This window comes from Agrobacterium sp. AGB01, from assembly GCF_014851585.1.
GTDB lineage: Bacteria > Pseudomonadota > Alphaproteobacteria > Rhizobiales > Rhizobiaceae > Agrobacterium.
The window spans coordinates 508,353-530,926 of record NZ_JACVAB010000002.1; the positions used below are offsets into that span (position 1 = coordinate 508,353).

Annotated in this window: 24 protein-coding genes; 12 read left to right on the top strand and 12 right to left on the bottom strand. The window is 55.1% G+C overall.

All coding sequences use genetic code 11. From position 1 onward, the window contains the following. The first annotated feature begins 116 nt into the window (after window positions 1-116). The 6 genes from IB237_RS09135 (at window position 117) to IB237_RS09160 (ending at window position 4,032) form a co-directional block, all read left to right on the top strand. Window positions 117-860 carry a DUF1045 domain-containing protein gene (locus IB237_RS09135; protein ID WP_192488332.1) on the top strand — a complete coding sequence of 248 codons (744 nt, stop codon included), beginning with the start codon at window positions 117-119 and terminating at the stop codon, window positions 858-860. Window positions 861-993: 133 nt separating this feature from the next. Next, window positions 994-1,917 carry an allantoinase PuuE gene (gene puuE / locus IB237_RS09140; RefSeq protein ID WP_192488333.1) on the top strand — a complete coding sequence of 308 codons (924 nt, stop codon included), beginning with the start codon at window positions 994-996 and terminating at the stop codon, window positions 1,915-1,917. Between the two features lies 1 nt (window position 1,918). Further along, window positions 1,919-2,416, top strand: coding sequence for a 2-oxo-4-hydroxy-4-carboxy-5-ureidoimidazoline decarboxylase (uraD, locus tag IB237_RS09145; RefSeq protein WP_192488334.1), 498 nt, complete (start codon window positions 1,919-1,921; stop codon window positions 2,414-2,416). After that, window positions 2,417-2,932 (top strand): ureidoglycolate lyase, encoded by a 516-nt coding sequence (locus IB237_RS09150; RefSeq protein WP_192488335.1) that lies wholly within the window; start codon window positions 2,417-2,419, stop codon window positions 2,930-2,932. Continuing rightward, window positions 2,929-3,285 carry a hydroxyisourate hydrolase gene (gene uraH / locus IB237_RS09155; protein WP_192488336.1) on the top strand — a complete coding sequence of 119 codons (357 nt, stop codon included), beginning with the start codon at window positions 2,929-2,931 and terminating at the stop codon, window positions 3,283-3,285. The genes IB237_RS09150 and uraH overlap by 4 nt, the downstream gene beginning before the upstream one ends. 6 nt (window positions 3,286-3,291) lie before the next feature. Continuing rightward, entirely contained in the window at window positions 3,292-4,032 is a 741-nt protein-coding gene (locus IB237_RS09160) for a metallophosphoesterase (RefSeq protein ID WP_192488337.1), read from the top strand. Between the two features lies 1 nt (window position 4,033). Here IB237_RS09160 and IB237_RS09165 read toward each other — a convergent pair whose 3' ends face one another. From IB237_RS09165 to puuD, 6 genes are all read right to left on the bottom strand, one after another. Beyond that, a complete protein-coding gene (locus IB237_RS09165) occupies window positions 4,034-4,684 on the bottom strand; it encodes a glutathione S-transferase family protein (protein ID WP_192488338.1) in 651 nt (216 codons plus the stop codon). 160 nt (window positions 4,685-4,844) lie between these two features. Then, window positions 4,845-5,978, bottom strand: a complete 1,134-nt coding sequence (locus IB237_RS09170; RefSeq protein ID WP_192488339.1) for an alpha-hydroxy acid oxidase — start codon at window positions 5,976-5,978, stop codon at window positions 4,845-4,847. 126 nt (window positions 5,979-6,104) lie between these two features. Next, window positions 6,105-6,860 carry a sulfite exporter TauE/SafE family protein gene (locus IB237_RS09175; RefSeq protein WP_192488340.1) on the bottom strand — a complete coding sequence of 252 codons (756 nt, stop codon included), beginning with the start codon at window positions 6,858-6,860 and terminating at the stop codon, window positions 6,105-6,107. A 121-nt stretch (window positions 6,861-6,981) separates the two neighbouring features. Continuing rightward, complete coding sequence (locus tag IB237_RS09180) at window positions 6,982-7,479, bottom strand: GrpB family protein (protein ID WP_192488341.1); 498 nt, start codon at window positions 7,477-7,479, stop codon at window positions 6,982-6,984. 57 nt (window positions 7,480-7,536) lie between these two features. Then, complete coding sequence (guaD, locus tag IB237_RS09185) at window positions 7,537-8,847, bottom strand: guanine deaminase (protein WP_192488342.1); 1,311 nt, start codon at window positions 8,845-8,847, stop codon at window positions 7,537-7,539. Beyond that, the gene (puuD, locus tag IB237_RS09190; RefSeq protein WP_192488343.1) at window positions 8,844-10,088 is read right to left on the bottom strand and encodes a urate hydroxylase PuuD; all 1,245 of its coding nucleotides are present in this window, start codon (window positions 10,086-10,088) and stop codon (window positions 8,844-8,846) included. The genes guaD and puuD overlap by 4 nt, the downstream gene beginning before the upstream one ends. A 590-nt stretch (window positions 10,089-10,678) precedes the next feature. On the opposite strand from puuD, the gene IB237_RS09195 reads away from it, so the two are divergent. After that, window positions 10,679-11,014: a hypothetical protein gene (locus IB237_RS09195; RefSeq protein WP_192488848.1), complete on the top strand. Its 336-nt coding sequence runs from the start codon at window positions 10,679-10,681 to the stop codon at window positions 11,012-11,014. On the opposite strand, the gene IB237_RS09200 is transcribed toward IB237_RS09195, so the two are convergent. From IB237_RS09200 to IB237_RS09225, 6 genes are all read right to left on the bottom strand, one after another. Beyond that, a complete protein-coding gene (locus tag IB237_RS09200) occupies window positions 10,990-11,913 on the bottom strand; it encodes a LysR substrate-binding domain-containing protein (RefSeq protein WP_192488344.1) in 924 nt (307 codons plus the stop codon). The two genes, IB237_RS09195 and IB237_RS09200, sit on opposite strands and share 25 nt — an antisense overlap. A gap of 88 nt (window positions 11,914-12,001) precedes the next feature. Then, on the bottom strand, window positions 12,002-12,154 hold the full coding sequence (locus IB237_RS09205; protein WP_192488345.1) for a hypothetical protein: 153 nt from the start codon (window positions 12,152-12,154) through the stop codon (window positions 12,002-12,004). A 17-nt stretch (window positions 12,155-12,171) separates the two neighbouring features. After that, window positions 12,172-13,017 carry a xanthine dehydrogenase accessory protein XdhC gene (gene xdhC, locus IB237_RS09210; RefSeq protein WP_192488346.1) on the bottom strand — a complete coding sequence of 282 codons (846 nt, stop codon included), beginning with the start codon at window positions 13,015-13,017 and terminating at the stop codon, window positions 12,172-12,174. 12 nt (window positions 13,018-13,029) lie between these two features. Then, complete coding sequence (xdhB, locus tag IB237_RS09215; RefSeq protein ID WP_192488347.1) at window positions 13,030-15,369, bottom strand: xanthine dehydrogenase molybdopterin binding subunit; 2,340 nt, start codon at window positions 15,367-15,369, stop codon at window positions 13,030-13,032. Window positions 15,370-15,373: 4 nt separating this feature from the next. Beyond that, the gene (gene xdhA / locus IB237_RS09220; protein ID WP_192488348.1) at window positions 15,374-16,843 is read right to left on the bottom strand and encodes a xanthine dehydrogenase small subunit; all 1,470 of its coding nucleotides are present in this window, start codon (window positions 16,841-16,843) and stop codon (window positions 15,374-15,376) included. A gap of 21 nt (window positions 16,844-16,864) precedes the next feature. Beyond that, window positions 16,865-17,641, bottom strand: coding sequence for a 3-hydroxybutyrate dehydrogenase (locus IB237_RS09225; protein ID WP_192488349.1), 777 nt, complete (start codon window positions 17,639-17,641; stop codon window positions 16,865-16,867). 161 nt (window positions 17,642-17,802) lie between these two features. Between IB237_RS09225 and glpK the strand changes: the two genes are divergently transcribed. From glpK to map, 5 genes are all read left to right on the top strand, one after another. Then, entirely contained in the window at window positions 17,803-19,299 is a 1,497-nt protein-coding gene (gene glpK, locus IB237_RS09230) for a glycerol kinase GlpK (RefSeq protein WP_192488350.1), read from the top strand. Between the two features lie 46 nt (window positions 19,300-19,345). Further along, window positions 19,346-19,813, top strand: coding sequence for an SRPBCC family protein (locus IB237_RS09235; RefSeq protein WP_192488351.1), 468 nt, complete (start codon window positions 19,346-19,348; stop codon window positions 19,811-19,813). A 209-nt stretch (window positions 19,814-20,022) separates the two neighbouring features. After that, window positions 20,023-21,084 carry an LLM class flavin-dependent oxidoreductase gene (locus tag IB237_RS09240; protein WP_192488352.1) on the top strand — a complete coding sequence of 354 codons (1,062 nt, stop codon included), beginning with the start codon at window positions 20,023-20,025 and terminating at the stop codon, window positions 21,082-21,084. Between the two features lie 157 nt (window positions 21,085-21,241). Beyond that, window positions 21,242-21,667, top strand: coding sequence for a hypothetical protein (locus tag IB237_RS09245; protein WP_192488353.1), 426 nt, complete (start codon window positions 21,242-21,244; stop codon window positions 21,665-21,667). A gap of 129 nt (window positions 21,668-21,796) precedes the next feature. Next, the gene (map, locus tag IB237_RS09250) at window positions 21,797-22,549 is read left to right on the top strand and encodes a type I methionyl aminopeptidase (protein ID WP_192488354.1); all 753 of its coding nucleotides are present in this window, start codon (window positions 21,797-21,799) and stop codon (window positions 22,547-22,549) included. Window positions 22,550-22,574: the final 25 nt, after the last annotated feature.

A 22,574-nucleotide genomic window follows, 5' to 3' on the forward strand; every position in this document is an offset into this window, starting at 1 on the left:
AGTACGATGCTTCGGTTCAATGCGTGTAGCGGCATTTTGCATTCAATGGATATTGAATGCGGCGGCGTGTTGAAGCGAGGTCTGAGCAAATCGCCAATGGAGCGAGGTGACGACGCATGCGATACGCCATTCATTTCACTCCGACCCCCAACGATCCGTTGACGGCGGTTGCTGCGGCCTGGCTTGGCCGTGATGTCTATTCCGGTGAGAGTGTCGATCCGCCGCCTGCAACCGGTCTTGGTATGCAGGAAATTTCTTATCACACGGCTTTGCCGCGACGTTATGGTTTTCATGGTCTGGTCAAGGCGCCGTTCCGGCTAAACGATGATGTTACTGAAGCCATGTTGCTGCGAGAGTTGATGTGCTTTGCCGGTTTGCAGCAGCCTTTCGAATTGCCACCGCTTGAAATTGCCCGCATCGGTTCGGTGTTCAGCCTTATTCCATCATGGCCATGCGACAAGCTGGGTTTCCTGGCAGCAAGTGTCGTGCAGGCATTTGACCGTTACCGCGCCCCGCTGAGCGATGCGGAAATTGATCGTGCCGACCCCGACCAGCTGTCGGCAGCGCAGCTGACCAATCTGCATCGCTGGGGTAATCCCTATGTGATGGAGGATTTCCGCTTTCAGATGCCGTTGACCGGAAGTGTGTCGCAATCTGACTTCGTGCGGGTTGAACATGCCGTGCGCGTGGTTTTTGAGCCGCATTTGTCACGCAAGTTGACCTTCAACAATCTTGCGCTGTTTGTGGAGGATGAACCGGGTGCGCCGTTCCGCGTGCATTCGCTTCATCCCATGGGCCGGGTTTCTGCCCGGCGTGTGGCACGCAAAGAGCCTGCTTCTGACGTGATGCAGCCTGCCTGACGAGCAGCGCCGTTTTCATTGATCCCCACGCGTCCTGATCTCATGCAAAAAGAGATCGGGACGAGGACATTATTCATCTCGACTTTCCCAATGTGAATGTTACCGTTCTGCGAGATTTGCGGAAGGTGAGTGAATGATATCCGATAATTACCCGCGTGATTTGATTGGTTACGGTCGTAACGGTTTCGATCCAAAATGGCCCGGTGGGGCCAAAATAGCAGTTCAGTTCGTCATCAATTATGAAGAAGGCGGGGAAAGCTGCATTCTCGATAATGACAAGGCATCCGAGTCGCTGCTGTCGGAAATCGTTGGTGCGCAGCCATGGGCTGGTCAGCGCAATCTAAATATGGAATCGATTTATGAATACGGCTCTCGTGCCGGCTTCTGGCGCCTGTGGCGCATGTTTACCAGTCTTGGCGTAACGACCACAGTTTATGGCGTAACCTCTGCCATGGCCCGCAATCCGGACGCTGTTGCCGCGATGAAAGAGGCCGGTTGGGAGATTGCCAGCCATGGCTACCGCTGGCTTGAGTACAAGGATTTTTCAGAAGAAGAAGAGCGCCAGCACATTGTTGAGGCGGTGCGTCTTCACACTGAACTAACCGGTGAGCGTCCCTATGGCATGTACCAGGGCAAACCATCCGACAACACCTTGAAGCTGGTGATGGAAGAGGGCGGTTTCCTTTATTCCTCGGACTCTTACGCCGATGATCTGCCCTATTGGGTGAAGGGCGCGAAGGACGATCCGTTCCTGATCATTCCCTACACACTTGAAACCAATGACATGCGCTTTGCCACGCCGCAGGGTTTCAACTCGGGCGACCAGTTCTTCACCTATCTGAAAGACGCATTCGACGTGCTTTATCAGGAAGGACAGGAAGGTGCGCCGAAGATGTTGAGCGTTGGCCTGCATTGTCGCCTTGTCGGGCGTCCGGGCCGGGCGGCTGCATTGCGCCGCTTCATCGAATATGTGCTCGGACACGACAAGGTATGGATACCACAGCGTATCGACATTGCCCGTCACTGGCATGAACACCATAAGCCCGGGGCGGTTTGAGATGATATCACGTGAGGATTTCGTCAGCCGCTTTGGCGGTGTGTTCGAGCATTCGCCCTTCATTGCCGAACGAGCCTATGATGCCGGATCCATTGTCGAGCCGTTGACTGCGCAGGGTGTGCACGGAGCGCTCGTCGCCATGTTCCGAACTGCTTCACAGGAAGAGCGGCTTGGCGTTTTACGCGCCCATCCCGATCTTGCCGGCAAGCTGGCCATCGCGGGCAAGCTGACGGATGATAGTCGCAACGAGCAGGCCGGTGCCGGGCTCGACCGTTTGACGCCGGAGGAGCATGCCCGTTTTACCGAGTTGAATGCGGCCTATGTAAGCAGTCATGGGTTTCCCTTCATTATCGCAGTGAAGGGTCTGAACCGACACGACATTCTCGCGGCATTCGAGAAGCGCATCAGCAATGATCATGACACGGAGTTTGCGACTGCAACTGCACAGGTTGAGAAAATTGCCTTGCTTCGTTTGACATCCATGCTGCCGGAGGCCTGAATGACCACGCAGATAAAAGGTGAACGTCTCGATATCGAGCCGTTGAGCAGCGCGGCATTTTCGCAGTTCGGTGAGGTGATCGAGGCCACCCCATCATCCGTCAGGATGATCAATGGTGGCACCACAGAACGCCACCATGCCTTGTTTGTGCCGGAGGCAGCCGGTGAGGGCGCACGGGTCGTCATCAACCTGTTTCGTGGCCAGCCACGCGCCTTTCCATACGGCATTGACATGATGGAGAGACATCCGCTTGGCAGCCAGAGTTTCTCGCCCCTTTCCGGGCGCCCCTTTCTGGTCGTGGTCGCGGAAGATGAGGACGGAAAGCCGGGCAAGCCCAGGGTTTTTCTCGCTAGGGCTGATCAGGGCGTGAATTATCGACGCAATGTCTGGCATCATCCGTTGATGGCACTGGATGTCGTCAGTGATTTTCTGGTTGCCGACCGGGAAGGCCCGGGCAACAATCTGGAAGAGTATTTTTTCGAGTCGCCCTATATCATTGCGGAGCCAACGTTATGACCGGTCTTACGACCCATGTTCTTGATGCTGCCCATGGCACGCCGGCGGAAGGTTTGAAAATCGACCTCTACCGGCTGGACGGGGAAGGCCGAACCAAACTTAAAAGTGTGCACACCAATAATGACGGCCGCGTCGATGGCGGACCTTTGCTGATTGGCGACAGTTTTCAGGCCGGACAATATGAACTGGTGTTTCATGCCGGGGATTATCTACGCGGCAAGGGCGTTGCTTTGCCGGAACCCGCTTTTCTTGACATTATTCCGATCCGTTTTGGCATTGCTGATACACAGGGACATTATCATGTCCCTCTGTTGCTCTCACCCTTCAGCTATTCGACCTACCGGGGAAGTTGACCACTCATGATCTTCGCTGCCATCGCCGATATTCATGGAAACTGCGCTGCGCTTGAAGCGGTGCTAGCGGATATAGAGAAGCTCGGCATTGAGGATGTCGTTAATCTCGGGGATTGTTTCAGTGGGCCGCTGGAGGCTGGCTGGACAGCCGATCTCCTGCTCAAGAACTGGGTGCCGACCGTGCGCGGCAATCACGACCGTGCACTGATTGACCGTGCCTATGAAGACATGGGCGACTGGGAAAGACCGGCGTATCAGCAGTTGTCACCGGAACATTTCGACTGGTTGCAGACGCTACAATTCAGCATGGTCTACAAGGACGAGGTGTTCTGCTGCCACGGCTCGCCGAAAGACGATAATCAGTACTGGCTGGAAACGGTCAGTGCAGAGGGTATCATGCATCTGCGCCCGCTTGCTGAAATCGAGGCTCTGGCAGAAGGCGTCGATCATCCGTTGATGTTGTGCGGCCATACCCATATTCCGCGTTCGGTGCAGCTTTCTGACGGGCGTTTGATCGTTAACCCCGGCAGTGTTGGTTGCCCCGGTTACACGGATGACAAACCGGTTTTTCACACGGTGGAAACGGCGACACCGTTTGCAAGCTACGCGGTTCTCGAAAAGACCTCACGCGGCTGGCAGCCAACCTTCCGTCAGGTGCGGTATGACAACCTTGCCATGGCTGAACTGGCCAGGAACAAGGGAATGGACGGCTTTGCCAATGCCCTGACCGGCGGCTGGGTGAAGTAATTTATCTTTTCAGACCCGCATTAAATACTGCCAGCTGCGCCGCAAAAGCGCGCTGGTAGGCGGGGCGTTTTTCTCCCCGCTCGACATAGGCCAGAAGATTGGGAAATTCGGCCAATATGCCCGACGAACGAGTTCTCAGCAGGACCGATATCATCAGAAGATCGCCGGCTGTAAATGTGTCTTCGAGCCATTGCGATTGGCCGAATATTACGGAAAGCTCGCCCAGTCGTTTGCGGATCCGTTTGTCGATCAGCGGCAAACGTGCATCGTGCCAGCTTTCATCGCCCTCAAGGAAGCGGGCAACCTCCCGTTCCAGCATCGGCGGTTCCATGGTGCCGACTGCCGTAAACATCCAAGTAATGGCACGGGCCCTAGCATTGTCATCTTTCGGTAGCAGGCCCGCATGGTGGTCGGCGATATGAAAAACGATTGCGCCCGAATCAAATAGGGTAAGATCACCATCCTGATAGGTCGGGATTTGCCCGAAGGGCTGCAGCTCAAGATGCGTCGGCTCTTTCAAGGCTTTGAACGATAAAAGCCGAACGTCATAGGATTGCTCAACCTCCTCAAAGGCCCATCGTACCCGCATGTCCCGCGCCATGCCCTTGCCGCCATCGGGAGAGTTTTCAAAAGCGGTAATGGTGATAGTCATGGCGGCCCTCCATCAGCTGCCTTCAAGGCTGGATCATCAGCTAAACGAATTTCAGCGCCAATTGGTTCGAGCCTGTTTTGTGAGGTGGACTGTGTTAAGCCCTGATGGTGTGCCCAACACGGGCTGCAGGTTGTTGCAGCCCGTGTTTGTTACTCTGCGGTCACGCCAGGATGTCGGGGCCAACATCCACGATGCGGCGTTTGCCGCACAGTGCCATGGTGATATCCATTTCCTTGGCAATGATCTCGAGTGCAGTGGTAACACCCTGTTTGCCACCAGCGCCGAGGCCGTAGAGGAATGGGCGGCCGATATAGGTGCCCTTTGCGCCGAGAGCCAGAGCTTTCAACACATCCTGTCCAGAGCGAATGCCACCATCCATATGCACTTCGATTTTATCGCCGAAAGCTTCGACGATTTTCGGCAGCATGGCGATGGATGAATGTGCACCATCAAGCTGGCGACCGCCATGGTTGGAAACGATGATCGCATCTGCGCCGGAACCGGCAGCGGCGCGTGCATCTTCCTCATCGAGGATGCCCTTGAGAATGAGCTTACCACCCCAACGTTCCTTGATCCATTCGACGTCCTTCCAGGACAGCCGCGGATCGAACTGTTCCGTGGTCCAGGCTGAAAGAGATTTCAGATCGGTCACGCTTTTGGCATGGCCAACGATGTTGCCGAAGGTACGACGCTGGGTGCCAAGCATGCCAAGGCACCATGCCGGGCGCGTGGCCATCTGCCAGATATGTTTGGGTGTGAATTTCGGTGGAGCAGACAGACCGTTGCGAATGTCCTTGTGACGCTGACCGAGGATTTGCAGGTCAAGCGTCAACACCAGAGCCGAGCACTTGGCGGCCTTGGCCCGGTCAATCAGATTATAAACGAAGTCACGGTCGTTCATCACGTAGAGCTGAAACCAGAAAGGTTTCTTGGTGACGGATGCGACATCCTCAATCGAGCAGATGCTCATGGTGGACAAGGTGAACGGAACGCCGAATTCTTCAGCCGCCTGTGCTGCCAGCATTTCACCATCGGCATGTTGCATGCCGGTGAGGCCGGTGGGGGATAGTGCAACGGGCATGGCCACTTTCTGACCGATCATTTCGCTTTCCAGCGAACGGTCACTCATGTCCACCAGCACACGCTGACGCAGCTTGATCTTGGCAAAGTCATCTTCGTTGGCGCGGTAGGTGCTTTCCGTCCATGCGCCGCTGTCGGCATAGTCGAAAAACATTTTTGGCACGCGCTTTTTCGCCTGCTTTTTCAGGTCCGCGATTTCGAGTGGTTTGCTCATGGATGATGCCTTCACAGTTCAAATTCTGCATCCATGACTAGCATGCTTTGACGAAACTGCCACGGTAAAGCAGAGTCGATTCAACGGATTGTGCGGCACTTTAAAAGTACCGCTCGATGACGCCGTTCAACCCATCAATGGCCGCAGAGCAAGCTGCAAACCGAGCAGCAGCAGGCAGATCAGGAACCATCGCTTGAAGGTGGCGGGGCTGACTGCGCGGCGCACGATCTGGCCTGCCCACATGCCAAGAAGCGCAGGGGCAACCGCCAGTGTGGAGGTTGCCAGCTCCTGCAGCTGGAATACGCTGTGGGAGCCAAGACCGATGGCCAGCGCAATCGTGGAAACGGTGAAGGAGAGGCCAAGGGCCTGCACCAGATTTTCCCGATCAAAACGGAGGGCCTGGATATAGGGAACTGCCGGAATAACGAAAACGCCGGTTGCGCCTGTCATCAAACCGGTCAGCAAACCGATGATCGGTGACAGCCAGGGCTCGATTTTTTCAGGCACGGAAAACGGTGGGGCCAACAGCGTGTAGGCCGCATAAGAAGCGAGCGCGACACCGAGAGCCGCCGTTGCCCAGACGCCTGAATTGCCTGCCATGAAGGAAGCGCCCAGCAATGTGCCAATGATGATGGCTACCATCAAGGTCCACAGCCGTTTCAGCAAAATGATGAAGGATGGCCCGGCCAGCAACTGCCAGATGTTGGTGATGAAGGAGGGCAGGATCAATAGGCTTGCCGCCGCAACCGGTGGCATGAACAGCCCAAGCACACCCATGGCAACGGTCGGCAGACCCATGCCTGTCACGCCCTTGACGGTGCCAGCCAGAAAGAAGGTGAGTGTGATGAGGGCGATTGCGGCGAAAGATAAGTCAGCTGTCATTTCAGGCATGAGCATCCGGTACGGTGAGTGGCGGTTTATGGCTTTTTATAACCGGATATCCCACTTGATGTTACGGTGACGGCCGATGTATCCTCTTCCACATTAACGTCATGTGTCTGGACTAAAGCCCGTCAACGATGCGCTGGATATAGGGCTCTTTGCCCTGCAGATACTCGGAGATCCCTTTGGTGTTTTCCTGTTCAAGCTGCAGTTTCAGGCGTCCATAGGCATCACGCGCCTCGCTGTCTTCTCGCAAATGATCGCGGAATTTGAGCATCTCAATAGCCTTTGCGTGTCCAGCAAGGCAGAGATGCAGCTTATGGGTTCTGACACCATCGACATCCCGCTTGAAAAAGCTGTGACCAGCCGACAGATCACCGCCACGCCGGTAACCGAGATCAACAAGTGCTGCCGTCATGTTCTCAGCCACATCGCTATCGTCGACGAGAATGAGGATGTCGATTTCGGGTTTTGCGGCAAGGCCGGTAACGGCGGTGCTGCCAATATGATGGATTTCGAGAAGAGTGGGACCAAATGCCTGTCGCAGACGTAGTGCCTCTGATTGGTAGAGGCGGGGCCAATCCGGATCATAGGCCGTGATTTTGCTGGTCAGTGCCATGACGGCCATTCCTCATACAGGCTGTATCGCCTGCATGAGGTTACAGCGTGATCGTCTTCAGGCCAATGTCGATTTCATCGCCTTGCCAGCCACATAGGTTTCGCTGACGGTGCGGTCATCGCCCATGGTCAACATCAGGAACAGTTCTTCGGTCAGGCTGTTGACCACTTCCATTTTCAACGCCATGGCAGGCGTCGAGGATGCGTTGAGCACGGTGATGTCGGCGTCGGTGCCGGCATCCAGCGTTCCAATGCGATCTGCCATCGACAGTGCCTGCGCATTACCCAGCGTCATCAGGAACCAGCTTTCCAGCGGGTTCAGACGTTCACCCAGCAGTTGCTGAATTTTATAGGCCTCATCCATGGTGCGCAGCATCGAATAGCTCGATCCACCGCCAATATCGGTGGCAACGGCAATACGAACAGGCTTTTCACGACGCTGCAGTTTTTTCATCGGGAACAGGCCGGAACCGATAAACAGGTTTGAGGTCGGGCAATGAACGGCAACTGCGCCGGTTTCCGACAATACATCCGCTTCCCGTTCCGACAGGTGGATGGCGTGACCCAAAAGGGTGGTATCGCGCATCAGGCCATAGCGCACGTAGATGTCGGTGTAGTCGGTGGCCTCTGGATAGAGTTCGCAGGTGTATTTGATCTCTTCCAGGTTTTCCGACAGGTGGGTCTGGATGAAAAGGTCAGGGAATTCCTGCGCCAGCGCCTGTGCCGCCTGCATTTGCTGTGGGGTGGAGGTGATGGCGAAACGTGGGGTGATGGCGACGTGGTTGCGGCCCTTGCCGTGCCAGTCTGCGATAACCGCTCTGGTTTCATCGTAGGACACTTCAGGTGTGTCGAGCAGACCCTGCGGTGCGTTGCGGTCCATCATCACCTTGCCGCCAACCATCAGCATGTTGCGCTTCATGGCTTCTGCGAAATAGGCGTCAGCTGAGGTCTTGTGTACCGAACAATAGGCAGCAGCCGTGGTGGTGCCGTGGCGCAGCAACTCATCGTAGAAATGCGTGGCAATTCGCTGCGCATGCGCGCTTTCCACGAAGCGGCATTCCTCCGGGAAGGTGTAGGTATTCAGCCATTCCAGCAGATTGGCGGCGTAGGAGCCGATGACCTGCATTTGCGGGAAATGCAGGTGCAGGTCGATAAGGCCTGGCACGATGAGGTGCGGACGATGGTCTTTTTCTGCCACATCTTCGGGCGCTGACTTCTTGATGTCGTTATAGTCGCCAACCGCGACAATCTTGCCATCATCAATCAGCAGACCGCCATCTTCGAGGTAAAGATAACTTGCCGTGTCATCGATGGAGTGTGGTGCGCGGCGAAAACTCAAAAGACGACCGCGCAGCAGAAGCATGCTCATTCTGTTTTTCCTTGTGACAAGGCGCTTTCATACCAGGCGGTCAGCACCTTGCGTTCTTCGGGCGTTATATCCGTGATGTTGCCGGGCGGCATAGCATGGCTGCGGCCTGCCTGAATATAGATCTCTCGGGCATGGGCGGCGATATCCGCATCGGATTCCAGCTTGACGTTCTTCGGTGTAAAACTGATTCCTTCCCAGACCGGCTCGGCGGCATGGCACATGGAACAGCGTCCCTGCACGATATCCCGCGCCGACGCAAAATGGACGTCACTTGCAAACATCTGTTGCACTGGTGTCAGCGAGGATGCGGTCTCTTCCTCGCCGGTCAGTACCTTCGGCACGGTTGAAAGCCACATGATGATGATGAAGATCACCGCCGTTGCCAGCCATGTCCATGTCGGTTTGCCTTTGCGGGCATGGGTGGTGTTGAACCAGTGGCGAATGGTGACGCCCATCAGGAACACCAGCGCCGCGATGATCCAGTTATAGGTTGTGGCAAAGGCCAGCGGGTAGTGGTTGGACAACATGAAGAAGATGACGGGCAGGGTCAGGTAGTTGTTGTGCAGCGACCGTTGCTTGGCAATGCGTCCGTATTTCGGGTCTGGCGTGCGTCCGGCAATCAGGTCCGCAACCACGATCTTCTGGTTGGGAATGATGATCATGAACACGTTGGCTGACATGATGGTGGCGGTAAATGCACCCAGATGCAGAAAGGCGGCACGGCCGGTAAAGACCTGCGTGTAACCCCAGGCCATGGCGACCAGTGCAATGTAAAGCACAATCATCAGACCCCAGGTGTTGTTTCCAATCGGGGATTTGCACAGAAGATCATAAAACACCCAGCCGATGGCCAGGGAGGCGATGGAAAGACAGATGGCCTGAACTGGCGAAAGGTCCATGACCGTGCGGTCAATCAGGAACAGGTCTGCGCCACCGTAATAGACCACGCACAGCATGGCAAAACCAGTGACCCAGGTGGCGTAGCTTTCCCACTTGAACCAGGTCAGGTGCTCGGGCATCTGGGCCGGTGCCACCAGATATTTCTGGATGTGGTAGAAACCACCGCCATGCACCTGCCATTCCTCGCCATAGGCACCCGGTGGAAGATGGGCGCGTTGTACCAGGCCCAGATCCAGCGCGATGAAATAAAATGATGAGCCGATCCAGGCAATGGCGGTGATGACGTGCACCCAACGGACGGCAAAGGCCATCCATTCCCAGGCAATGGCGTATTCGTACATGCAGTTCCCCTTATGCTTATTGCCTTGCACATTGCGAAAAAAAACAGTCTCTGAAAAGAGAAAAGCCGGTGCGAACGACGGATTGTTCTCATTCTCCACGCAAGCTTTATCCGCTCTTGCAAATTTGCATGGCGGCGAATTTTGTTTTGCGCAAATGCCGTTAGCCGACTACCCACGACTCAGCTAAAATCTGTTGCACGCAACAGGCCGCGCGGCGCCGATTTCCGTGACAGCATGATGCGTTGTTCAGAAAGTCAGAGTGTCTTGTGTACGATCCAAAGGACGCACGGCGCTCTCATGGTTCGCGTGGCGGTTTTCCGAAATCGCAATGCTGCATATCCTTGGGTCGGGGGTGGTTCAAGGGGAGGGATTTGCAGATATGCCAGTGCATGCGTTGCGTCCCGGTTTTGTTAAATTCATGTCTTAAGTCGTAACTACAGGACGCAATGCGTTTCGGGTGACTGCCGTTCATGTCAACGGAGACAATGCCCATGCGCCATACTGTGACTGTGATTTTGCGTTTGCATGCGAAGTTGAATCAGGCAAATGCGTTAGCTTCTTGTTTTTACAAATTTTCCGGATTCAGACCGGTGTGGTTCTACGCCGTCGTTACCCTTGTTTTTGCACTCGTGCCGAGTGTGTCTGCCCATGAATCACACAAGGGTTTCAAATATGAAAGCTATTGCTGCAACGGCAATGCAGAGACCGGTGACTGCCAAATGATCCCCATGAAAAGTGTGCGGATCGTGCAGGGTGGTTACGAGGTTTCCCTTGTGCCGGGCGATCATCGATTGGTCACGAGACGCCATGTGTTCAACTGGTCTCAAAATCAGACGCGTCGTTCTGAAGACGGTGAATATCACCTGTGCCTTTATCCGGATGAAAATACGCCGCGCTGTTTTTACGCGCCGGATATGGGTTTCTGACCCTGTTGATCGACTGATGGCATCAGCTTGAAAATCCACTCGCGAAAGGCTTTGATCTTTGGCGCGTTCTTGCGGTTTTCAGGATAAACAAGCCAATAATTCGCGCCGTCGTGGCTGGTGATGTCAAAGGGTTGCATGAGGCGCCCAAGCGCCACCTCATCGGTATAAAACTCGGGCGTGAGAATGGCGACGCCCTGACCGGCGATGGCGGCAGCAGCCTCGAATGTCTGCGCGCCAAGACGACTGCCTGTGCGGTTTTGCAAGGGCGGGTCGCTCACTCCGGCCTGATGAAACCATTGTTGCCACCATGGATCACCTGCATCGATAAGGCGCAGTTTCAAAAGGTCGGCCGGTGTCTTCACGCCGCCAATGGTCTCGGCCAGTGCCGGGCTTAACATCGGTGAAAACCCACCGCGCATCAGAAGATGGGAGTCCAGGCCCGGCCAGACACCGGCGCCGGCGCGGATTGCCAGATCCACATCCGTCTGGCTGAAATTGACAAATTCCTGCGATGTTTCCAGCCGAACTGCAATGCCGGGATTTTCAAGCTGGAAGGCGCCGATGTGGCGTGACAGCCAACGGGCTGCGAAGGTTGGGGTGGTGTGAATAAAGAGCGTGTCGCTTTTGATCTGCTTCGCATCGGCCACCGCATTGCGCAACGCGCCAAAAGCTTCTGCCACTCTTGGCGCCAGCTTCTGCCCGCTTTCCGTAAGGGTAACCTGTCGAGGTTTGCGCACAAACAGCGCCACGCCAATGAAGTCTTCGAGCAGTTTTATCTGATAGCTGACAGCGGTCTGCGTCATGCCAAGCTCATCACCCGCCTTGGTGAAACTCATATGGCGGGCGGTGGCCTCAAAAACCCGCAAGGCATTCAACGGCAACTGGCGTGACAGCTTCATGGATAAGTTCTCTTTATTTATTCCCTGCGATATTTCATTGGTTTTTTAAAGAAAACAACGGCATTTTGATCTCATACAACAATTCAGTTTATGAGGAAACGACGATGCGTGCAGCAACCTTGCGCGTGCGAAGCCCTATGCTTGCGGTTTCGCGGCTGTTGGACCTTGTCAGGTCCATGCGGATTAAAAGCGCGACACCACCACCCCAGAACCTTGTCGATGACAGCCTGAGCGACGACATCAAACGTGATCTCGGTCTTATGGATGGAAGGCGAGGGGTGGGCTCTCCACGGGAGCGGCAGAGCGATGAAATGCGTGAAGCACTTCTGCGGCAACTAAGGCCGCTATGATCGCCGGGCGTTTGTCTTTGACGGTTGATCCGCCGATTGGCAGGGTCAGCCTTTCAAGATTGACGGATGCCTCGGCGTCGCTTTCCCGCTCTATCCAGTGGGCGAAGGTTGCGCGTTTGGTCTTTGAACCAATCATGCCGACATAAGCGAGATCGGGCTGTAACAGTGCCTCTCTCGCTATCAGGAAATCCAGCGCATGGTCATGGGTGACAATAATCACTGCGCTGCCAGCAGGAATGGCGTGAATAATCGCTTCCGGCATGGGACTCAGATGTGTTGCCACGCCAGCTGGCAGATCGTGTAACTCGTCTTGCCGCGTCTCGACGATGCTGATCGATACAGGCAAAAGCGAAAACGCCTGGGTAAGTGCCTTTCCGACATGGCCGGCTCCGAAGATGAAAACCGTTGGCTGCGCGCGGTTTGCCTGCTCCAACCTTGCCTTTAATTCTGCCGCCACCGTGTCATTGACCTCGGTGAAACGCAAAAGTGTGCGCCCACCACAGCACTGGCCAATTTCCGGCCCCAACGGAATGTCCATGCTGTCGGCCACCGTCTTGCCGCTTAACATCGCACGGGCGTGGTCAATGGCCATATATTCGAACTGGCCACCACCAATGGTTTGCCAGATGCGGTCCTTCGAGACGAGCATGAAGGTGCCCGCCTCACGTGGCGACGAGCCTTTCACGGATTCGATTTCGATCAGGATGACTGGTTCTGCGCCATCCAGAAAGGCCGCAAGGGAGGTGTCGCGCATCAAGGCTCCCCTTTACACCTTCTTCAAGCGTTCGACGGCCATCAACACCCGTTCCGGTGTGGCCGGCGCATCAAGTCGTGGGCAGACCTTGTAATCGGCGACGCTGGCCACTGCCATGGACAATGCTTCCAGCACCGAGATGGCCAACATGAAGGGCGGCTCACCTACGGCCTTGGAACGGCCAATGGTTGGCTCGGCATTTTCAGCCCATTCCGCCAGCTTGACGTTGAAGATTTTCGGACGGTCGGATGCCAGCGGTATCTTGTAGGTAGACGGTGCATGGGTGCGCAGACGCCCCTTGTTGTCCCACCACAGTTCTTCCGTGGTCAGCCAGCCCATGCCCTGTACGAAGGCACCTTCAATCTGGCCAATGTCGATGGCAGGGTTGAGGGATTTGCCGACGTCATGCAGCACATCGGCCCGCTCTACCATATATTCGCCGGTCAGCGTATCGATGGAAACTTCCGAGACTGCCGCACCATAGGCGAAATAATAAAACGGTTTTCCTCGACCGGCGGCACGGTCCCAGTGGATTTTCGGGGTCTTGTAGAAGCCGGCGGCAGAGAGTTGCACGCGACCGAAATAAGCCTGTTTTATGAAGTCGTTAAAGGCAACTTCTTCCAAACCGATTCTAATGCGGTTTGGCAGAAAGGTTACCTCTTCCGGTCCGACATTCCATTTTTCGCAGGCGAACTGGACAAGGCGTTCCTTGATCTGGCGGGCAGCATCATAGGCGGCCATGCCGTTGAGATCGGTACCGGATGATGCGGCGGTTGCCGAGGTGTTGGGCACTTTTCCCGTCGTTGTTGCAGTGATCTTCACCCGACCGATATCGACCTGGAACGCATCGGCAATGACCTGGGCAACCTTGGTGTAAAGGCCCTGGCCCATTTCCGTGCCGCCGTGGTTCAGGTGTATGGAGCCATCATTGTAGATGTGCACCAGCGCCCCGGCCTGATTGAAGGCTGTCAGTGTGAAGGAAATGCCGAATTTGACCGGCGTCAGCGCAATGCCCTTGCGAATGATCGGGCTGGTCTTGTTGAACTCGATGATTGCCTGTCGCCGTACCTGATAGTCACTGGACTGTTCAAGCTCTTCAACGATACGGGCGATGATGTTGTCCTCGACCTCCTGATGATAGGGGGTGAGCGTGCGTCCGGATTCCGGCTGGCCGTAAAAGTTCAGCTTGCGGATTTCGAGCGGGTCCTTGCCGACCGCATAGGCGATTTCTTCAATAAAACGTTCCGCACCCAGCATGCCCTGCGGGCCACCGAACCCACGAAAGGCGGTGTTGGAAACCGTGTGGGTTTTCAACGGTTTCGAGGTCAGTCTTACATGCGGATAGAAATAGCTGGAATCGGCATGAAACAGGGCGCGGTCGGTGACCGGGCCGGAAAGATCCGAGGAGAAACCGCAGCGCGCGGCATAGGTCGCATCGACAGCATGGATGCGGCCGTCATCATCAAAGCCCAGTTCGTAATCGACGCGGAAATCGTGTCTTTTGCCTGTGGTGCTCATGTCCTCGTCGCGATCAGGGCGGATCTTGATGGCGCGGTTGAGCTTCTTGGCGGCAATGGCACATAGGGCGGCAAACTGGTTGCCCTGCGTTTCCTTACCACCAAAACCGCCCCCCATCCGACGTACCTGCACGGTGACTGCATTGGATGGCACCTGCATGATGTGGCTGACGATATGCTGGATTTCGCTGGGGTGCTGGGTAGAGCTCCACACCGTGACTTCGTCATCTTCGCCCGGAATGGCCATGGCGATGTGGCTTTCGAGGTAAAAATGCTCCTGTCCGCCAATCCGCATCGTGCCGGTCAGACGGCGCGGCGCAACATCTATTTCGAGTGCCGCTTCGCCACGCTTCAGCGTCATGGGATCAACGACCAGCGGGGCATTGTTTTCCAGCGCGCTGTCGATATCGCTCCAGTGCGGCAGGTCTTCATAGCTGATCTTGGCTTTGCGGGCGGCACGGCGTGCTTGATCCCGGGTCTCGGCAAAGACTGCAAAAATCAACTGTCCATGAAACTCGACCTTGGTTTCTGCCAGCAGGGGTTCATCGTGACGGCCACCGGAGGACACATCGTTTTCACCGGGAATATCCTTTGCCGTCATGACCCAGACCACACCTGGCGCGCTTTCCACCTCGGAAAGGTCGATGGATGTGATGGTGGCATGAGCGCGATCGGACATGCCCAAGCCGCCGTGCAACAAGCCTGCGGGTTCTGGAATATCGTCGATATATTCGGCACTTCCCGTGACATGCTTATGTGCTGAATCATGTCGGAGCGAGCCATGCATCTGGCCCTCGACAGTGGTTTTTGCGGTGTCGAATGTTGTGGTGTCCATGGGTTCAGGCCTCCTGCAATTCGAAACGCTTGATCTCCTGCGGGGTGCCGGAGGTTTCCAGGAAGAAGCGGGTCAGCAGGTTCTTGGCAGTCAATTGGCGATAGGTTGATGTGGCGCGCCAGTCGGTCAGCGGGGTGAAATCTTCGTCCAGCGTGTCACGGACCTCGTCGATGGTGGCTTGTGTCCATGGCTTGCCGGAAAGTGCAGCTTCCAGATTGGCCGCCCGTTTAGGGGTGCCAGCCATGCCGCCAAAAGCAAGACGCAGATCGCTGACGGTATTGTCCTCGCCAAGTGTCAAATGGAATGCGGCACAAAGTGCGGAGATGTCTTCATCACGCCGTTTGGAAATTTTATAGACCGCATAGTGGCTGCCCTGTTTGGGCAAAGGAATGGTCACCTTCTCCACGAACTCACCAGACAGGCGATCCTGCTTGCCGTAGTCGATGAAATATTTCTCGAGCGATATGGTGCGCGGACCGTTCGCTGCACGCAGTGTCAGTGTCGCGCCAAGTGCAATCAGAGCCGGCGGTGTGTCGCCGATTGGCGAACCATTGGCGATGTTGCCACCGATCGTGCCCATATTGCGGACCTGCTGCCCACCAATACGGTCGATCAAACGGGCGAATGCCGGAATACGGGCGGCGATGGTTTCAAAGGCCTGACTGTAGGTTACGCCGGCACCAATGGTGATGGTATTTTCATCCACTGCGATGGTTTGCAGTTCCGCAAGATTGTTGATGAAGACCACAGGGTTGAGGGCACGCATCTGTTTGGTGACCCACAGGCCAACATCCGTGCTGCCGGCAACGATGGTGGCTTTCGGTTCCTGCTTCAGGATTTCGGCAAGTTCTGTGACCGAGCCGGGAATGATGCTGCGCTCATTTCCTTTGGCCACAGTGATGGTGCCGTTCTGCGCAATGGCCCAAAGGCGGCTGACAATCTCCGAGCGGTCACGCTGCAGCGGATCGAACAATGCGCTTGGACGGGCAGAGGAGACATGCTCAGCGGCGCGCACGATTGGCTCATAGCCGGTGCATCGACAGAGATTGCCTTGCAGTGCTTTTTCAATCGCTGCGCGCGAAGGCTTTTCATCGGAAAGCCACAGGCCATACAGCGACATGATGAAACCGGGCGTGCAGAAACCGCACTGCGAACCGTGATAGTCCACCATCGCCTGCTGTACCGGATGAAGCGTGCCGTCCTTTGACGCCAGATGTTCCACTGTCGCGACATGGGTGCCGTGCAGCGAGCCTATAAAGCGGATGCACGCATTGACGCTCTCATAGCGCAGTGATCCGTCGATCAGTCGGCCGACCAATACCGTACAGGCGCCGCAATCGCCCTCTGCACAGCCTTCCTTGGTGCCGGTCAGTTTGCGGTTCAGCCGTAGATAGTCAAGGAGAGTGTCCGTTGGCCCGAAGTCATCAAGGGAAACGGTCTGACTATTAAGAATGAAGCTTATCGCGTCGTTCATGCACTGCCTTCTTTATCAGGTTTATTGGGCGGTCCAGCCGCCATCCACCGAGATATGTGTTCCGGTGATCTGTGATGCTGCGTCGCTGGCAAGAAATATTGCCGTTGCTGCGATGTCTTCAATGCTGACAAATTCTTTGGTGGCCTGCAGCCGTAACAGTACCTCGTTTTTAACTGCTTCCTCGCTGATGCCGCTGGTCTTTGCCATATCCGGTATCTGCTGTTCTACCAAAGGCGTCAGCACGTAACCGGGGCAAATGGCATTAACGGTGATGCCGGTTTCCGCCAGCTCCAATGCCGCGGATTTGGTCAATCCCATGATACCATGTTTTGCTGCCACATAGGCTGACTTGAACGGTGAGGCAACCAGACCGTGGGCCGACGAAATGTTGATGATGCGGCCTTTTCCGGCCTTCTTCATCACCGGAATAGTGTGGTGCATGGTATGGAAAGAACTCGTCAGATTGATGGCGATGATCTGGTCCCATTTTTCCGGCGGAAATTCGTCGACCGGGGCCACATGCTGCACACCGGCATTGTTGACCAATACGTCGATGCGCCCGAACTTCTGTTCGGCTTGCGCCACCATGTCGGCAATCTCGTCGGGTTTGGTCATATCGGCGGCGTGGTGGATGACATGCACCCCGTTTTCCGCTTCCATCATCAGGCGAATATTTTCAATTTCACCGGGATCGCCAAGTCCGTTCATGACAATGTTCGCACCGTCCCTTGCAAAAGCTTGCGCGATTCCAAGGCCGATACCACTCGTTGAGCCGGTTACGATGACTGTTCTCGTCATATATGTTCCCCTGCGTACTTGATGACGCATTGCGAGCATCGAAGGTATGCTCAAACAGGGGCGGCTGGCAATCGGGTTTTCACAGCTTCCTAATATGGCTGCGGGTTGACAATGACGGCGAGGCGCATTTCCCTGCGACGGGACATGTGAGGAGCAAAATTATGGGTGAATACATTCTTGCAATCGACCAGGGCACGACCTCGAGCCGCGCCATCGTGTTCGATGCAAAGATGCAGGTTGCCGGGGTAGGGCAGAAGGAATTTCGCCAGATATTTCCGAAGTCCGGCTGGGTAGAGCATGATCCCGAAGAAATATGGGAAAGCGTGCTGTGGTCGATTAAGGAGGCGATCAAAAAGGCCGGTATCAAGGCGGCTGACATTGCCGCCATCGGCATAACCAACCAGCGCGAAACAACCGTGGTGTGGGAGCGGGAAAGTGGCAAGCCCATACACAATGCCATCGTCTGGCAGGACCGCCGCACCGCAAAGGATTGTGAAAAGCTCAAACGGGCTGGGCATGAAAAGACCTTCACGGCCAAGACCGGGCTGCTACTCGATCCTTATTTTTCCGGCACCAAATTGTCCTGGCTGCTGTCCAACATCAAGGGCGCACGCAAACGCGCACAAAAGGGCGAACTGTGCTTTGGCACCATTGATACGTTTCTGATCTGGCGATTGACGGGCGCGAAGTCTTTCGTGACCGATGCGACCAATGCCTCGCGCACCCTGATGTTCAACATCGAGAAAAACCGTTGGGATGAAAAACTGCTTGGCATTCTCGATGTGCCGCAGGCCATGCTGCCGGAGGTAAAGGATTGTGCGGCCGATTTCGGAACAACGGAAAAAGATTTGTTCGGTGCTGAAATACCCATTTTGGGGGTTGCAGGAGACCAGCATGCGGCCACCATTGGGCAAGCGTGTTTTGCGCCGGGCATGTTGAAGTCAACTTACGGCACCGGATGTTTTGCGTTGCTGAATACCGGCGCGGACATTGTGCGCTCCAAGAACCGCCTGTTGACGACGATTGCTTACCGGCTGGACGGCAAGACGACCTATGCACTGGAGGGTTCGATTTTTGTGGCTGGCGCCGCCGTGCAATGGCTGCGCGATGGCCTGAAGATCATAGAGAAAGCGTCGCAGACCGGCGAGTTGGCCGACAAGGCTGATCCTTCGCAGGAGGTTTATCTGGTGCCGGCTTTTGTCGGGCTTGGTGCGCCCTGGTGGGATGCGGAAGCTCGCGGCGCGATCTTTGGTCTGACGCGTGGAACCGGTCCTGCGGAGTTCGCGCGCGCCGCACTGGAAGCCGTTTGTTTCCAGACGGGTGACCTGCTGGATGCCATGCACAAGGACTGGAAAAATAACGGCGACGGTGAGACTGTATTGCGGGTGGATGGCGGTATGGTCGCCAGTGACTGGACGATGCAGCGTCTGTCGGACATTATCGATGCGCCGGTTGATCGTCCCGTTATTCTGGAAACGACCGCACTTGGTGCCGCGTGGCTTGCGGGCAGCCGGGCTGGTGTGTGGCCAGACATGGATGCATTTGCAAAGGCGTGGTCGCGAGATAAGCGGTTTGAACCCAAAATGGAAACCAGTATCCGGAAAACAAAAGTGAAGGGGTGGAGGAACGCCGTTCGCAGGACGCTCGTTAAGGTCTGACGGCGCTTGTATCGGTTGGCCGACATCACACAGAGGAGGAAGCAGCATGCCAAGACTGGGAGAACATGAACTGTCCTTAACCCGTATATTTGATGCGCCACCCAACAAGGTTTATCGGGCGTGGACCGATCCTGATCTTTTGAAAGAATGGTTCACGCCGCGACCCTATACCGTTTCCGACGTGGAAATGGATTTGCGGTCCGGTGGCGTTTTTAACGTAACCATGCGCGGTCCGGATGGTGAGGTTTATCCCAATAACGGCATTTTTCTTGAGGTTGTCCCCAACCGGCTTCTTGTGTTTACCGACGCCTATCAGGATGGATGGGTGCCCAGCGAAAAGCCATTCATGACCGGTTATGTGAGTTTTGAGGAGGCTGGAAACGGTCAGACACGCTACACCGCCAAGGCGCTCCACTGGACGGCTGAAGACAAGAAGACTCATGAAGAAATGGGTTTCGACGAAGGCTGGGGCAAAGCCGCCGACCAACTGGAGGCTCTGTTGGAGCAGATCTGAAGAGACTTCAAATTCTGATTCAACTGCTTGGCAGAGTGATTCAAGTTACGCTGCCAAGTGTTTGAAAACAGAATCGCATCTCTGATCTTACGGCCCGCTTCGGGGCAAAGTTTTCCTATCCATTTCATCGAACGGATCGTTCCATATTTTGAAATTGCCATAGTCTTTTGCGATGCCTATCTCTGCGTGAAGAAACAGGAGCATCGATCATGGAACTCGGTCTTTACACATTTGCGGATGTCGATCCGAACGCACCGGATGGCAAAGGACCGGAAGGTGCACGACGTCTTAAAAATCTTATCGAGGAAATCGAGCTTGCCGATCAGGTCGGGCTGGATGTGTTCGGCCTTGGCGAACACCACCGCCCGGACTATGCGGTGTCCTCACCATCCACCGTGCTGGCCGCTGCCGCCGTCAAGACAAACAATATCCGATTGTCGAGCGCAGTTTCGGTTTTGAGTTCCGATGATCCGATCCGCGTCTTTCAGCAATTCGCAACTGTTGACCTGCTGTCGAATGGCCGCGCAGAGATCATGGCCGGTCGCGGCTCCTTCATCGAATCCTATCCGCTGTTCGGCTATAATCTGGAAGACTATGACGAATTGTTTGCTGAAAAACTCGACCTGCTGCTGACCCTGCGTGAAAACGAGATTGTCACATGGTCGGGCAACAAACACACGCCGATCAATGGCCGTGGTGTTTATCCGCGCCCCTTGCAGGAAAGATTGCCGGTGTGGATTGCCGTTGGCGGCACTCCGCAATCCGTCGCAAGAGCAGGAGCAATGGGCCTGCCGGTGGCGCTTGCGATTATCGGCGGTGAATACCGTCGGTTTGCACCGCTGTTTGATCTTTACCGCGAAGCGGCCCGCCGCGCTGGCCAGCCGGAGACCAAACAGAAAACCAGCATTAACGTGCATGGCTTTATTGCCGACACCACCGATCTTGCCGCTGACCAGTTCTATGGTCCGCAGGCAGAGGTTATGAACCGGCTGGGTCGTGAACGCGGATGGGGGCCAACCAGCCGTGCCCATTTCGATATGGCGCGTGGGCCGGAAGGTAATCTCTTCTTAGGGGAGCCAGAACTGGTTGCGGAAAAAATCATCAAAGCACATGACGTGTTCAAGAATGATCGTTTCCTGCTGCAGATGGCCATCGGCCTGATGCCGCACGATCAGATCATGCGCGGTATCGAGTTGTACGGTACGAAAGTCGCGCCGATTGTCAGAAAAGAATTGACTGGCAGCCCTGATAGGGTGAAAGCCACCGCATGATGTAAGTACAGGATTGCGGTGGACCGCCTCCGCAGTCCGCATGCTCATTGAGGGCGTTGGCCATTTCGTTTAACTCTCATTACGAGTTAAATCTAATCAAATTTGTAGGTTGCGCCCGAAGATGCGCAACTATGGCCGATCAAGTCAAAGGAACAAAATGCCCTATATTGAAGCACTTGGCTTAGATGCAGAAGACGTTTCCGATGAATATATGGTCGTGAATGCATCAGTTGTAGATGTGGTAATGTCACCTGATGAAGACGATCATATGAATTTCATTAAGGCGAAAAACGTATTCGCACTAGAGCAAGTTTATGCGGATACGCTCATCAACAACAAAATTGAAATGGTAACCGTGGCTTTCCCGTGCACAGTGCAGTCCGATACTTATTTGATAGGTAAGGACGGTTTCGATTTGAAGGATTATGAGTATCGCGGACTACCAAAAGACAATCGATGCTTAATCTTGTTTGATATGGCGAATATCGGACGGATTAAACACATAAAAGAGTGTACTCAAGAAGGCATATTCTTTGTTGAAGATGTCGTTTTCGACGAAATAGAAGAAGCTCTCTCCATGTAAATCCGTTCACGTGTTGCATGGTGTTGGTTACTGGGGCTATAGAGAGCAAAACGCACAGAAATAGTGCGTCGATTTTATCGTTATTTAATTGATTAATAACGATAATTTTATTTTATAAGGTTGTTTGCGTTGGTGATCTCGTCCGAAGAAGAATTGGTGAAGCTGAAGGAAATCGGCCGCCTGTGTGCCGTTGCCCTGAATACCATGGCTGATGCGCTGGAGCCGGGTATCACCACGGCCGAGTTGGACGATATCGGTCGTAAAATACTGGAAGACAATGGTGCGCAATCGGCGCCGGAGTTCTGTTATCAGTTTCCCGGCGCGACATGTATCAGCGTCAATGAAGAAGTGGCGCATGGTATTCCCGGCGTGCGCATCATCAAGCCAGGTGACCTCGTCAACATCGACGTTTCGGCTGTGAAGGATGGCTTCTTCGGTGACACTGGCGCGTCCTTCGCCGTGCCGCCCGTGAAAAAGGAAATCGAGCGTCTGTGCCGGGATGGTAAACGCGCGATGTGGACCGGTCTGCAGCAGGTGAAAACCGGCAAGCCGATGGCTGATATCGGTAATGCCATTGGCGCCTTTGCCCGCAAGAACCGTTACACCCTGATCACCAACCTTGCCAGCCACGGCATTGGCCGCTCATTGCATGAAGAGCCGCGCGAACTTGCGACATGGCCGGACAAGGATGAAACCCGGATCATGGAAGAGGGCATGGTGTTTACCGTAGAGCCCTTCCTGTCTACCGGTGCCTATTGGGCGGAAGATGGCGATAATGATCCCTGGACACTTTATAGCGATCCCAGTGCTCCGACCGTCCAGTTCGAGCACACGGTTGTGGTGACCAAAAATGGTCCGCTCGTTTTGACGCTTGCTGACTGATTTTGCAGTGATTGCATTTGAGATG

What these genes read in the sequence shown, in the direction of transcription:
- IB237_RS09135 (WP_192488332.1), top strand. Translation starts at nt 117, where the DNA reads ATGCGATACGCCATTCATTTCACTCCGACCCCCAACGATCCGTTGACG.
- puuE (WP_192488333.1), top strand. Translation starts at nt 994, where the DNA reads ATGATATCCGATAATTACCCGCGTGATTTGATTGGTTACGGTCGTAAC.
- uraD (WP_192488334.1), top strand. Translation starts at nt 1,919, where the DNA reads ATGATATCACGTGAGGATTTCGTCAGCCGCTTTGGCGGTGTGTTCGAG.
- IB237_RS09150 (WP_192488335.1), top strand. Translation starts at nt 2,417, where the DNA reads ATGACCACGCAGATAAAAGGTGAACGTCTCGATATCGAGCCGTTGAGC.
- uraH (WP_192488336.1), top strand. Translation starts at nt 2,929, where the DNA reads ATGACCGGTCTTACGACCCATGTTCTTGATGCTGCCCATGGCACGCCG.
- IB237_RS09160 (WP_192488337.1), top strand. Translation starts at nt 3,292, where the DNA reads ATGATCTTCGCTGCCATCGCCGATATTCATGGAAACTGCGCTGCGCTT.
- IB237_RS09165 (WP_192488338.1), bottom strand. Translation starts at nt 4,684, where the DNA reads ATGACTATCACCATTACCGCTTTTGAAAACTCTCCCGATGGCGGCAAG.
- IB237_RS09170 (WP_192488339.1), bottom strand. Translation starts at nt 5,978, where the DNA reads ATGAGCAAACCACTCGAAATCGCGGACCTGAAAAAGCAGGCGAAAAAG.
- IB237_RS09175 (WP_192488340.1), bottom strand. Translation starts at nt 6,860, where the DNA reads ATGACAGCTGACTTATCTTTCGCCGCAATCGCCCTCATCACACTCACC.
- IB237_RS09180 (WP_192488341.1), bottom strand. Translation starts at nt 7,479, where the DNA reads ATGGCACTGACCAGCAAAATCACGGCCTATGATCCGGATTGGCCCCGC.
- guaD (WP_192488342.1), bottom strand. Translation starts at nt 8,847, where the DNA reads ATGAGCATGCTTCTGCTGCGCGGTCGTCTTTTGAGTTTTCGCCGCGCA.
- puuD (WP_192488343.1), bottom strand. Translation starts at nt 10,088, where the DNA reads ATGTACGAATACGCCATTGCCTGGGAATGGATGGCCTTTGCCGTCCGT.
- IB237_RS09200 (WP_192488344.1), bottom strand. Translation starts at nt 11,913, where the DNA reads ATGAAGCTGTCACGCCAGTTGCCGTTGAATGCCTTGCGGGTTTTTGAG.
- IB237_RS09205 (WP_192488345.1), bottom strand. Translation starts at nt 12,154, where the DNA reads ATGTCGTCGCTCAGGCTGTCATCGACAAGGTTCTGGGGTGGTGGTGTC.
- xdhC (WP_192488346.1), bottom strand. Translation starts at nt 13,017, where the DNA reads ATGCGCGACACCTCCCTTGCGGCCTTTCTGGATGGCGCAGAACCAGTC.
- xdhB (WP_192488347.1), bottom strand. Translation starts at nt 15,369, where the DNA reads ATGGACACCACAACATTCGACACCGCAAAAACCACTGTCGAGGGCCAG.
- xdhA (WP_192488348.1), bottom strand. Translation starts at nt 16,843, where the DNA reads ATGAACGACGCGATAAGCTTCATTCTTAATAGTCAGACCGTTTCCCTT.
- IB237_RS09225 (WP_192488349.1), bottom strand. Translation starts at nt 17,641, where the DNA reads ATGACGAGAACAGTCATCGTAACCGGCTCAACGAGTGGTATCGGCCTT.
- glpK (WP_192488350.1), top strand. Translation starts at nt 17,803, where the DNA reads ATGGGTGAATACATTCTTGCAATCGACCAGGGCACGACCTCGAGCCGC.
- IB237_RS09235 (WP_192488351.1), top strand. Translation starts at nt 19,346, where the DNA reads ATGCCAAGACTGGGAGAACATGAACTGTCCTTAACCCGTATATTTGAT.
- IB237_RS09240 (WP_192488352.1), top strand. Translation starts at nt 20,023, where the DNA reads ATGGAACTCGGTCTTTACACATTTGCGGATGTCGATCCGAACGCACCG.
- IB237_RS09245 (WP_192488353.1), top strand. Translation starts at nt 21,242, where the DNA reads ATGCCCTATATTGAAGCACTTGGCTTAGATGCAGAAGACGTTTCCGAT.